The following is a 12156-nucleotide window of genomic DNA, read 5'->3' as shown; positions in this document are numbered from 1 at the left end:
AAAACAAGAAAAATCTCTCAAATAAAAAAACTTAGAATCTTAGTATCTCAGAATCTTAGCAACTAACGTTAGTTCCAATTTTCCTCAAATCCAAAATCTTCAAAGCTGTCATCGCCTTCGAACATATCCAGATCGTCTTCGTCAAGGTCATCTTCAAATTCTCCGTAGATATCGTCGTGCATATCTGCTTCAAAACTTTTTTCTGTAGCTTCATCTGGCATTTCTCCGTGAGAGAATAAAGTTTCCGGATAAGGAACTCCTGCAATTTGATCTTCAATAGCGGCTAATTCAACTAAGAAAGTCCACATATTAATAAAATCATATACATAGATAATTTTGGTATTATCCTTATCTAAGATATCAGATAATTGATAGTCACTCATGGTTTTTTGCTCTCCGGGAACATCGCCAGTATCAAAAAGAGCAATTTCATCTTCCTGATTCCAAGTTTCATCGCAGGTATAAAACGAAGCTACTTCCATTCCGTCAAAACCAAAAGCGTTGAAGATCGCATTGTGTAAATCCTCAAGAGTATCATCTTCAAGAATTGCAATGTCTCTAAAAATATCTTCTTCGGCGTCTAGAATTACTCTAAATTTATAAACCATAATCTTTGTTTTTTTGAAAGGTCAAAGGTAAAATATAAAAAATGAAATACGAATTGTGAATTACGTTTTGTTGAAAAGATTTTAAAAAGAGATATCGACGGCTAGTTTGTCATTGCGAGGAACGAAGCAACCACACTACAAAGAAACACAAAATGATTCAGCAAGTGAGATTGGTTTCGTTCCTCGCAATGACAAGTCAAAATTACCTCCCAACCAATCTTTTCCTGATCTTGTGATAATGTTTATGATAAGTACTATGACTTGGATAACTTCTTGTAGAAGTCATATTATTGAAAATTAATGCTGTTATAAACAGAATAAGTACGCCGTCTAAAACCGGAGAAAGTACATACATATAACCTAAATCTTTTATCTGGGCAGAACCTGTAACCGCAATAAGCGCAGTTGCACCTCCGGGAGGATGAAGCGTTTTGGTAATTTGCATAAAGATAATTGAAAGAGAAACCGCCAAAGGTGCGGAAAGCCAAATAATATCCGGAACCAATTTATTTATTGTAACCCCAATAACGGCTGAAATGACATGACCGCCAATTAAATTTCGGGGTTGCGAGAATGGACTTTGGATGATTCCGTAAACTAGTACGCTGGATGCTCCAAAAGAACCAATTAGAAAAACAATATCGCTGCCTGAAAAACGGATAGATTCAAGATAAGAGAGAATTCCAATACCAACAAATGATCCTATAAATGACCAGAAATGCTCTTTATAATCTATTAAAGTTTCTTTGTAAAGTATATAACGTGTTTTACGATACCCTCTTTTTATTTTTGGAGTTGGCATAGATGCTTAATATTTTTTTGTGGTATTATGAGCCATGAATTCGTGAATTCGTGGTAAAAAATTATTTAGTCAGGCTTGGGGCATAACTATATACCGTATAAGGGTAAATCATTTTTGCTGTATATTTTGAAATTAGACAAACTGCTAAAATCGGTAAAAATAAAGTATAGTCATTTGTTAGTCCGCAAACTAAGAAAATTGCGGTAAATGGAGCGTGAATACTGGCGCTTAAAACAGCTGCCATACCAATAATCATAAAGTTAACCGGAAGTACATGAACCTGAAAAAATGTGTTTAAAACTGATGCCAGTAATAAACCTAAAAATGCACCAATAAAAAGACTTGGAGCAAAAACTCCTCCGTCACCGCCAGAAGCAAGTGTAATAGAAGTTACAATAGGTTTAAGAAGTAAAACGCCAACAAAAGTAAAGGCTAAAGTTAATGTTAACGGAATTTCGGCTGTATTGCTGAAGATTCCTTTTATCGCATGATATCCTTCACCATATAATTGAGGAAAAATAAATAATGAAACACTTAAAACTACTGAACCTATTAAGATTTTATAATAATGTGTATCGATTTTACCAAATTGAGATTTAAAGAATAAAACACAACGTGTTAGATAAACAGAATTTAATCCGGCTAAAATTCCTAAAAGAATAAAATACGGAATAGCTTTTAAATGCCAGGTTGTAATCGAAACAGCAAATAAAGGTTCTTCCTTTAATATAGTAAGTAATCCAAAAGCGACTGAAACTGCAATTATGTTTGAAATAATAAAAGCGCGGGTCACTTTTCTGGAGATAACTTCGAGTGCAAATAAAATTCCTGCAATTGGACTGCTGAATAAAGCCGTAACTCCGGCTGCAACTCCGGCACAAATAAGCTCTGTTTTATACTTACGAAATACATTTTCTTTTTGTTGAGCAACAGATCCAATTGTAGCGGTGGCAACTACAGTCGACACTTCGATTCCGGTTGAACCTCCAAAAACAACCGTTAGCAATCCGTTTATAAAGTGCGATGGAATTTTGTATGAAGGCAAATTTTTTGAAGTTGACTTTGTACTTTCAAAAACTTCTTTGATTCCTTTGTTTTCTTTTTTCTTAAATAAATATTGTCTTAGAAAATAAATTACAGATAATCCGAAAGCTGGAAAGATGACATAAAATATAGGATTTACAGATACTTCGTGAAAGAAGATTTCTTCGTAATACTCCGTTATTTTTTTTAGTGAAATTCCTAAAAAGGCAGAAAGAAAGCCAATTAAAACAGAAACAATAATTAATTTTTGAAGGACAATGAATTGATGATTTTTTTTGATTTTCGCCGTTTTGTTCATCAGATGTTGATTTGTAGACCGCAGGATTATATTTGCGATTTCACAAAATTAAAGAATCATATTCGTTTTTTAATGAAAAACACTCAGTATATTGTGTTAAAGTTACTAATTACGGAAAATTCTTTCAGTTACGTGATTGGCGACAAAGGCACAAAGACTCTAAGTTTTTTTAATCAACTGATAAGTAAAAATTGGTAGATAACTCTCGCAAAGTCGCAGAGTTGCGAAGAAAACTTAAAAACTTAAAAACTTTGCGCCTTCGCGCCTTTGCGAGATTATTTTAAACTTATCTTTCATAAAACTCAATAGGCAAAAAATCAGGATCAGCGATAAAAGTAAATCGCTTGTCGGTTATCTCATCAATTCTGATAGGTTCTGATTCGATGTTTTTAGTATTTAAAAAAGCGATTGTTTCTTCCAGGTTAATTACTTCAAAAGCCAAATGCCGCAAACCAACAGCTTCAGGTCTTGAAGGACGTTGTGGTGGATTTGGAAAAGAAAACAGTTCGACAACATAAGAGCCATTCAACGCTAAATCGAGTTTATAGGATTGACGTTCTTCACGGTAAATTTCTCTAATAATTGTTAATCCTAAAATTTCAGTATAAAAAGTTTTGGATTTTTGATAATCAGAGCATAAAATGGCAATATGATGAACTTTATTTAAGGTAAGCATTAGATGTTTGTTTCTGGTTCCTGATTTAATTTTCGAATTACTTTTGCCGGATTTCCAACAGCTAATGAATTGTCCGGAATGTCTTTTGTTACAACAGACCCTGCGCCAATAACACATCCTTTACCGATAGTAACACCCGGACAAATAACAGAATTTCCGCCAATCCAGCAATCGTCACCAATAGAAACTGGCAAAGCATTTTCCATTGTTTTTCTTAATTCGGCGTCAAGTGGATGAGTTGCAGTGTAAATTTGAACATTGGGAGCGAAAAAAACATTCGATCCAATATTTACAGGAGCACAATCTAACACAACACAATTGACATTAAAATAAACGTTGTCCCCACAAAAAATATTGTAACCATAATCACAATGAAAAGGAGGTTCGATATAGAAACTCTTTCCAGTATTGGGGATTAACTCGGCTAAAATTTCTTTCGCTTTTTTTGTTAAACGATATTCGATTACATTTAAACGATGCAATAAGTTTTTTGCTTTTCGACGTTCTTTTACTAAAACAGGATCACCTGCAAGGTAATATTCTCCAGAAATCATTTTTTCTTTTTCAGTATTCATAAAATAATATTATATCTTTTTCGGTAAGCTTTTATGCTTCCTAGAAGTTCAAGATTATAAAGCTAATGTTGATTCAGAACAACAAAAGGATTTTAGATCTCATATTTTAAATTTATAAAGTTTGGAATTTTTTTATAATTATCATTTTCCCAACTTTTAAACGCAAAATCTTCAATTTGGTTATTCAAATCAAAGTCTAGTTGTAAATTAGTTTGTTTACAAAAAGCTAAAATTGTAGCATAACCAATAATAGTCGGATTAGTGTCTGTAGCAATTCTGCCCTCGACTTTTTTTACTTTCACAGTCCATTTTTGGGTAGTTTTAGAAAAAACAAATTCTATTCCCTTTATTACTGCTTTCCTCCAGTCATCATAATCTACTGTGTTTTTTATATCTTTTGTTGGAACACTTTCAATATCGCCTATTCTTATCCAACCTCGACCGATATATTCTTCTATAATCTCATTTTGATTGTCATTTAGACTAATTTCAAGATTTATTATAGCAAAAAATGGTTTTCCATTCTTAATCTTCAGCAATCGATAGTCTAATTGATCATTACTCATTTAAATGTTTTTTATTTGACCTTTCAAGACTTTATTAAAGTAATTTTTTCAAAATAACAATTTGTCCTAAATGATAAACATCATGCTGGATAATTCCGTGTATATGCTCATAATAAGTATGATTATTATGAGGGTATATTTTTTCGAAATCGCTATCATCAAAATCTTCAAAAAAGGCATCCCATAATTCTTGTGATTTTCCAAGACTTTGTAACGACTGTTCCCAGGCTGCCTCAGATGAATCCAGAATAGGTACAAAATAATTATGATCAGGAGTGATAACTGTTTCTCCCTGAACACGCCTCAAAATGTTTCTTCTCCATTGGATAAGATGGTTTACGATTTCCCAAATCGTATTTAATTTTGGATTTATTTTTCTGTAAGCCTGCTCAGCAGTTACATTTTCTAAAGTATGTGCCAAAGTGACCTCCAGCCAGGGATTTCCATTATAAATGGATTGATATAAATTCGAAACTCTTTTACTTTCTGACATAATAGTTCGTTTTTAAAACTTAAAAGCTAAGATACAAATAAGTATTTTACAACTCATCCCTGAAATTCTACAATTGGGTTATTTAATATTTTTTAACTAAAACTGTTAAAATATATTTGCCTCATCAAAACCAATGATATGAAAACCAATTTTACTTTAATTTTATTATTACTTGCTTCTTTCATTTATGCTCAGAATACTATTTCTGGTAAAGTAGTAGATCAAAAAGGCAAACCGGTTCCGGGTGCAAATATTTATATAGACGGAACTTATGATGGTGCAACAAGTTCTGAAACAGGAGATTTTTCTTTTGAAACCACCTCGACAGGAAATCAGACTTTAGTGGTTAGTTTTTTACTTTATGAAACTTTCAAAAAAGAAATTGATGTTACAAATTTCAAGGATCAAACCGTAAAGCTTCGAGAAAATGTAAATGCGCTTGATGCAGTTGTAATTACCGCCGGAACTTTAGAATCCGGAGACAAAGCAAGGGTTTCTGTTTTAAAACCTTTAGATATTGTTACAACAGCAGGTTCTGCCGGAAATATAATTGCGGCTTTGCAAACTTTACCGGGAACACAAACTGTTGGTGAAGATGGGCGTTTATTTGTTCGTGGAGGTGAAGCCAGCGAAACGCAAACCTTTGTAGACGGGCTTCGTGTAGCACAGCCATATGGTGCAACAACTAATAATTTACCAACCAGAAGCAGATTTTCGCCTTTTTTGTTTAGCGGAATCGCTTTTTCTACCGGTGGTTATTCAGCTGAATATGGAGAGGCTTTATCAAGTGTTTTATTGTTGAACACACAAGATGAGCCAGATCAGAATAAAACCGATATTGCTTTAATGACTGTGGGTTTAGGAATTGGAAATACGCAAAAATGGAAAAAAAGTTCGTTTAGTATTAATACCAATTATATTAATCTTGCGCCTTATCAGGCTGCAATTCCTCAAAATGTAGACTGGAATAATCCGTATCAGTCTTTGGGCGGAGAAGCAGTTTACAGATATCATTTTGAAAGAGGGATTTTTAAATTCTATGCTGCTTTTGATGCTGAAAAATTCGATTTGAATCAGAAAAATGTAAATTTTACCAATCCAATCAGAACAGATTTAAACAATAATAATTTTTATTTAAATGCTTCCTATAAAGGAGATTTTGGAACAGGATGGCAGCTTACCTCTGGAATTAGCTACGGTTACAGCAATAACAAAGTCAAATATGATATCAATGATGTTGATAGCAATGAAAATGCAGCACAGTTAAAATTGAAATTGAGAAAAAACATTTCTAACTATTTTAAATTGTCTTTTGGAGCGGACTATTTTATTACCAAATACAATGAAAATTTTAATGATAATGTTTCTATAAAAACAGCAAACGGTTACGATTCAAATATTGCCGCTTTTTATACAGAAGGAGATATTTTATTCTCTAAAAAACTGGCTGCAAAAGTAGGATTTAGACTTTCGAATAATAATTTGCTCGACGAAACTAATATTGCACCAAGAGCTTCAATTGCTTATAAGGTATCTAAAAGCAGTCAGTTTTCTTTTGCTTACGGAAATTTTTCTCAAACTCCCGTGGTTGATTATATCAAATATTCTAAATATCATCAGTTCGAAAGTGAAAAGGCAAAACATTATATCCTGAATTATCAGTTTACCAAACCAGGTCAGACTTTTAGGGCAGAAGCTTATTATAAAGATTACAGCAATTTAGTTCAATACGATACCAGAGATATTCAGTATAATTCTGTTTTTAATAATAACGGTTCCGGGTATGCAAAAGGATTGGATTTGTTCTGGAGAGACAGCAACTTATATAAAAACCTGGAATATTGGATATCGTATTCTTACATTGATTCTGAAAGACAATACAAGAATTTTCCAAACATGGCAACTCCAAGTTTCGTAGCCAATCATACTTTATCAATTGTTACCAAATATTTTATTACCGATTGGAAATCGCAAATAGGTTTCACCAACAGTTATAGTTCAGGCAGACCATACAATGATCCAAACCAAACACAGTTCATGAACGGAAAAACTAAATCATACAATAGTTTGAGTTTTAACTGGGCATATTTACTAACTACACAAAAAATCCTGTATTTCTCGGTTTCGAATGTATTAGGAACTCAAAATGTTTTTGGTTACGATTACGCAAAATTACCGGATCCAAACGGAGTGTATCAGAGACAAGCAGTTGTACCAAACGCAGACAGATTCTTTTTCATAGGTTTCTTCTGGACAATCAGCGATAACAAGAATGAGAATCAATTGAAAAATTTATAAAAGGAGGGACAAAGTGGCAAAGGTTCAGAGGTACAAAGTTTTTAACTTATTGAGATTTAAAGAATTTAAAAGAAAACCTTTGAACCTTTGCCACTCTGAACCTTTGTTCCTTAAAAAAAAACAATTCAGTAGCAAAAATCAACAACTCAGTATGATTTAATTTTAAAACAGTAAAAACCAACATACTTTTGAAGTATAAATTAATAAACAGAGTTTCATTTCATCAATCAAAAAACTTGAAACTTTAAACTTGAAACAAATATTAACACTATCAAAAAAAGAAACCATGACCAAAATTATTACAATAATCACATTATTTATCTGCAGTCTGATATCTGCTCAAAATGTAAAACTAACCGTTTCTGTTTCTGGTTTAAAAAACAATGCAGGAACTGTTAAAGTGGGTTTATATAACTCAGACGGTACATTTCTTAAATCGACTTACAAAAGTCTTGGATCTGAAATTAAAAACAACAAAGCAGTGGTAACATTCGACAATCTTCCGGCTGGAGAATATGCAATTTCAACGTATCACGATGAAAACAATAACGGAAAACTCGATAAAAATATGATGGGAATTCCTTCTGAAGATTATGCCGCTTCAAATAATGCAAAAGGATTTATGGGGCCGCCGGCATATAAAGACGCTAAATTTGACATTTCGAAAGATTCAAAAATTGAAATTACATTATAAAATAACGAACAAAAACAACTTAAAAACAACCATTTTAATTATTTATAAAATGAAAAAAATCATCACTTTAGTAGCATTATTTGTAGTCGTAGTAAGTTCTGCACAAACACAGTTTGAACAAGGAATGGGAAAAGCTTTCGGGCTTTGGAAAGAAGGGAAAAATACAGAAGCGTCAGCATTATTTGAAAGAATTGCTGCCGCAGAAAAAACAAGTTATTTGCCCAATTATTATGTAGCTTTAATCAACACTACATCAGCTTTTAGCGAAAAAGATAAAACAAAAATCGATTTGTTATTGACAAAAGCACAAGACGCACTAGATATTGAATTGATTAAAGATCAAAATAATGCTGAGTTATACGCCCTGCAGGCTTTGATTTACACAGGTTATGTAGTTGCAGATCCAATGACTAACGGAATGAAATATTCGGCTAAAGTGATGGAAGCTTATGCAAAAGGAAAAGCGATCGATCCAAATAACCCAAGAATTGTTTTTGGAGAAGCTGATTACGCATTAGGCGGTGCAAAATGGACAGGTGTTGACACAAAACCACTTTGTGCGCAAGTTGATAAAGCTGTTGAACTTTTTGCTACTTTTAAACCGGCAACTCCTTTTTCGCCAAAATGGGGATTAGACAGAGCTTTGGAAACTCAGAAAAACTGTAAAAAATAAAATTAAATAAAAGCAAATTATAATGAAAGATCATAGAAACTCATTTTCTAGTTTAAAAAGTGGAACAATAATATGTTTCAGGATTTCTATGGTCTTTACAGTAATATTCTCTGCTTTTTTAGGAGCTGATTTTAATGTAAAAAATGTAGCAATTACGTTCTTTTTAAGTTGTTTGTATTCATTTGGACTTGGTTTTGGAAATGGATTTTTAAATGTTCTTTTAGATAAAAAGTGGGATTGGCTCGAACAAACAAATCTCAGGGTTTATTACGGAATTCTGGTTACGGTTCTCTACACCGTTCCGGCGGTTTTAGGAATCAATTATATCATTTTTGTTGTAATTCAGCATTTACCTCTCGAAAGGTTTTTTAATGAAAGAATGATCTGGGTACACCTTTTTTATATCATTTTATCTTTAGGAGTTTCTACTTTTTTGCAAGCCAGAAGTTTTATGGTAAAATGGAAACAGGCATCAAAATTTGAAATAACACAACAAAAGATCATTGCAGGAACGGCAAATGCTAAATTCGAAAGTTTAAAAAATCAAATCGATCCGCATTTTCTGTTTAATAGTTTAAACGTTTTAAGTTCTTTAATTGAAGAAAATCCGGATAATGCGCAGCGATTTACAACTTCTTTATCTAAAATTTATCGCTACGTTTTAGAGCAAAAAGATAAAGAACTGGTATCTGTAGAAGATGAATTATCATTTGCAAAAACCTACATGAATTTGTTGAAAATGCGTTTCGAGAATAGTTTGTTTTACGAATTGCCAACAACAAATATAAATCCGGATGCAAAAGTGGTTCCATTATCGTTGCAGCTTTTATTAGAGAATACAGTAAAACACAATGTTGTAAGCGAGCAAAAACCATTGCATATCAGGATTTTTATTGATGGAGACTATCTGGCGATTCAAAATGATTTTCAAAAGAAAGAAGTTCTACAAGACAGGCAAGGAGTTGGTTTACAGAATATTGTAAATCGATACGGAATTATAACCAACAGAAAAGTATTGATTGAACAAAACGAGAAAAATTTCACAGTCAAAATTCCAATTTTAACCAAACAAGTTACAGTTATGGAAACAAGTGCAGAATACAGCGATGAAAATAAAGCCTATTTCAGAGCTAAAAAAAGAGTAGAAGAGTTAAAAGGATTCTATGCAAATATCATATCCTATTGTTGTGTAATTCCGTTTTTGATATTTATAAATTTAAGATTCTCTCCCGGATTTCAATGGTTTTGGTTTTCGGCTTTAGGCTGGGGATTTGGGATTACGATGCATGCTTTTAAGGTTTTTGGTTACAGCTCAGATTGGGAAGAACGAAAAATCAGAGAGATTTTAGAGAAAGAAAATAACAAGCAAAGCTGGAAATAGTCATGGAACCAAATTGCAACAAAGACCATGAAAACTTTGAATTTGAAGAATTTTTCAGCAAAAAGGTCATTAAGCTTAAGTCCTTTTATATTCATGCTTTTATTTATACTATTGGATTAATTGCTTTTGTTCTAAAAGAATATTACGGAGTGCCTCTGAATTTTTTTCCAATAAAATATTTAAATAATGTAGTCATGATAATCTGGACGAGTGTATTTTTAGTTTCGGCTATTGATTTGTTTGCCTCTTATAAAATCTTTAATGAAGAATGGGAGGAACGTAAAATGAAAAGTATTTTAGAGAAAAAAGTAAAAAAACAAAAATGGGAGTAATCATGGAAGTAAATTTAAACGAAGAGGACAAATATTATATTGCAAAAAAGAAAGTCGAAAATATTAAGGGATTTTACGGAAATCTGACTTCTTTTTTATTAGTAAACGCAATTTTAATTTTTATCAATTTATATACATCACCTAATCATTTGTGGTTTTACTGGCCTTTGATGTGGTGGGGATTTGGAGTTGTTTTTCATGGATTAAAGGTTTTTGAAGTATTCCCGGTTCTTGGAAAAGGATGGGAAGAAAGAAAAATCCAGGAATTGATGGAAAAAGAAAGACAGAATAAAAATAAATGGCAATAATTTAATTCAAGATAAAATGGGAAGATTTAGACAGCGTATGTATGAAGATTACAGACACGAATTTAGTACAGATGAAAGTTATAATGTTGCGTACAAAAAAGTAAAGAAGATTAAAGGATTTTATTCGCATTTGAAAGTTTATATTTTAGTAAATATTATTATCATTGTTTCAAGTTTGAATAGAACTTATCTTGGAAGTCATTTTTATGCAGGAAATCATATTGAAGTAAGAGGTTTTAGAGATTGGGAGATTTATTCGACAGCTTTTTATTGGGGAATAGCGTTGCTGATACACGCATTTGCAGTGTTTGGACCAAATATTTTCTTTAGTGACAATTGGGAGCAAAAGAAAATCCAAAAATATATGGATAAAGATGCTGAGAATAAAAATAAATGGGAGTAATTTTAGACTGAATTTTCAATTTTTGCATTGTATTAAATGACCACATTAATTATAGAAGACGAAAAACCGGCAGCGAGATTGTTGCAGCGTAAACTCGAAAAGTTAGATATTGCTGTAGAAACCATGCTGCACTCTGTAGAAGAATCAATTCATTGGTTTACCAATAATGAACATCCTGATTTGATTTTTCTGGATATTCAGTTGTCAGACGGTTTGTCGTTTGAGATTTTCGAAAAAATAAACATTCAAAGTGCCATTATTTTTACAACTGCTTATGATGAATATGCTTTAAAGGCGTTCAAACTAAATAGTATTGATTATCTTTTAAAACCAATTGACGAAGATGATTTAGAAATTGCCGTTACGAAATTTAAATCCCGAATTCCTAAAACAGATTCAGGAAATCAAAACCTGCAGCTTGACTTTGAGCAAATACGCCAAATGTTGTCAAATCCTTTCGAGAAAAATTATAAAAAGAGATTTACTGTGAAAATTGGTCAGCATTTAAAAGTAATTACTGCTGACGAAATCGAATGTTTTTTTAGTGAAAACAAAGGAACTTATATTCATACTTTCGACAATAGAAACTATTTAATCGATTCGACTTTAGAAGTTCTGGAGCAGGAACTGGACATGAAAGATTTTTTTCGTGTTAGCCGTAAATTTATTGTTCCGCTTACAGCAATAAAAGAAATTCAGGTATATACAAACTCCCGCTTAAAAGTGATTTTGCCAACTTATAAAGAAGATGAGGTAATTGTAAGCCGCGAGAAAGTACAGGATTTTAAAAATTGGCTTGGATAAATCTTGTTTAATCCGGTTGAACAATAAAATGTCTCATTACGAATAAAATATCTAGCAGATTAATTGCTCTATGGGTAAACCGGATTGAAATCCGGCTCTACAATATTAGCCATTCCTACGGAATTTGATCTAACATGAAAGAGCCGTAGGCTCGAATTATTTTGTAGAGCCGGATTTCAATCCGGTTAACACAAAGATTAG

Annotated in this window: 15 protein-coding genes; 8 read left to right on the top strand and 7 right to left on the bottom strand. The window is 32.4% G+C overall.

The window, feature by feature from the left end; all coding sequences use genetic code 11:
* Positions 1-68: 68 nt before the first annotated feature.
* The 7 genes from BXU01_RS10670 to BXU01_RS10635 all read right to left on the bottom strand — a co-directional run bounded on the left by BXU01_RS10670 (position 69) and on the right by BXU01_RS10635 (position 5062).
* Positions 69-608: a hypothetical protein gene (locus BXU01_RS10670; protein ID WP_055095666.1), complete on the bottom strand. Its 540-nt coding sequence runs from the start codon at positions 606-608 to the stop codon at positions 69-71.
* A gap of 202 nt (positions 609-810) precedes the next feature.
* Complete coding sequence (locus BXU01_RS10665; RefSeq protein ID WP_083693194.1) at positions 811-1410, bottom strand: HPP family protein; 600 nt, start codon at positions 1408-1410, stop codon at positions 811-813.
* Between the two features lie 61 nt (positions 1411-1471).
* Entirely contained in the window at positions 1472-2752 is a 1281-nt protein-coding gene (locus BXU01_RS10660) for a chloride channel protein (protein WP_083693193.1), read from the bottom strand.
* Between the two features lie 286 nt (positions 2753-3038).
* On the bottom strand, positions 3039-3428 hold the full coding sequence (locus BXU01_RS10650; protein WP_083693191.1) for a VOC family protein: 390 nt from the start codon (positions 3426-3428) through the stop codon (positions 3039-3041).
* Complete coding sequence (locus tag BXU01_RS10645) at positions 3428-4003, bottom strand: sugar O-acetyltransferase (protein WP_083693190.1); 576 nt, start codon at positions 4001-4003, stop codon at positions 3428-3430. Before BXU01_RS10645 ends, BXU01_RS10650 begins: the two co-directional genes overlap by 1 nt.
* A gap of 92 nt (positions 4004-4095) precedes the next feature.
* Positions 4096-4569, bottom strand: a complete 474-nt coding sequence (locus BXU01_RS10640; RefSeq protein WP_083693189.1) for a hypothetical protein — start codon at positions 4567-4569, stop codon at positions 4096-4098.
* A gap of 34 nt (positions 4570-4603) precedes the next feature.
* A complete protein-coding gene (locus BXU01_RS10635) occupies positions 4604-5062 on the bottom strand; it encodes a DinB family protein (RefSeq protein WP_083693188.1) in 459 nt (152 codons plus the stop codon).
* Positions 5063-5200: 138 nt separating this feature from the next.
* Between BXU01_RS10635 and BXU01_RS10630 the strand changes: the two genes are divergently transcribed.
* The 8 genes from BXU01_RS10630 (at position 5201) to BXU01_RS10595 (ending at position 11955) form a co-directional block, all read left to right on the top strand.
* Positions 5201-7360, top strand: a complete 2160-nt coding sequence (locus BXU01_RS10630; protein ID WP_083693187.1) for a TonB-dependent receptor — start codon at positions 5201-5203, stop codon at positions 7358-7360.
* A gap of 286 nt (positions 7361-7646) precedes the next feature.
* Positions 7647-8054: a DUF2141 domain-containing protein gene (locus tag BXU01_RS10625; protein WP_083693186.1), complete on the top strand. Its 408-nt coding sequence runs from the start codon at positions 7647-7649 to the stop codon at positions 8052-8054.
* Between the two features lie 49 nt (positions 8055-8103).
* Positions 8104-8727: a hypothetical protein gene (locus BXU01_RS10620; protein WP_083693296.1), complete on the top strand. Its 624-nt coding sequence runs from the start codon at positions 8104-8106 to the stop codon at positions 8725-8727.
* 22 nt (positions 8728-8749) lie between these two features.
* Entirely contained in the window at positions 8750-10108 is a 1359-nt protein-coding gene (locus BXU01_RS10615) for a histidine kinase (RefSeq protein WP_083693185.1), read from the top strand.
* Between the two features lie 2 nt (positions 10109-10110).
* The gene (locus BXU01_RS10610) at positions 10111-10440 is read left to right on the top strand and encodes a 2TM domain-containing protein (RefSeq protein ID WP_083693184.1); all 330 of its coding nucleotides are present in this window, start codon (positions 10111-10113) and stop codon (positions 10438-10440) included.
* A gap of 2 nt (positions 10441-10442) precedes the next feature.
* Entirely contained in the window at positions 10443-10748 is a 306-nt protein-coding gene (locus BXU01_RS10605; protein WP_241774986.1) for a 2TM domain-containing protein, read from the top strand.
* Positions 10749-10764: 16 nt separating this feature from the next.
* Entirely contained in the window at positions 10765-11151 is a 387-nt protein-coding gene (locus tag BXU01_RS10600) for a 2TM domain-containing protein (RefSeq protein WP_083693183.1), read from the top strand.
* A 36-nt stretch (positions 11152-11187) separates the two neighbouring features.
* Positions 11188-11955, top strand: coding sequence for a LytTR family DNA-binding domain-containing protein (locus tag BXU01_RS10595; RefSeq protein ID WP_083693182.1), 768 nt, complete (start codon positions 11188-11190; stop codon positions 11953-11955).
* The last annotated feature ends 201 nt before the right edge of the window (positions 11956-12156 follow it).

Origin of the sequence: [Flexibacter] sp. ATCC 35103, from assembly GCF_001975985.1 — a bacterium.
GTDB lineage: Bacteria > Bacteroidota > Bacteroidia > Flavobacteriales > Flavobacteriaceae > Flavobacterium.
This window is presented reverse-complemented; position numbering and strand designations above follow the sequence as displayed.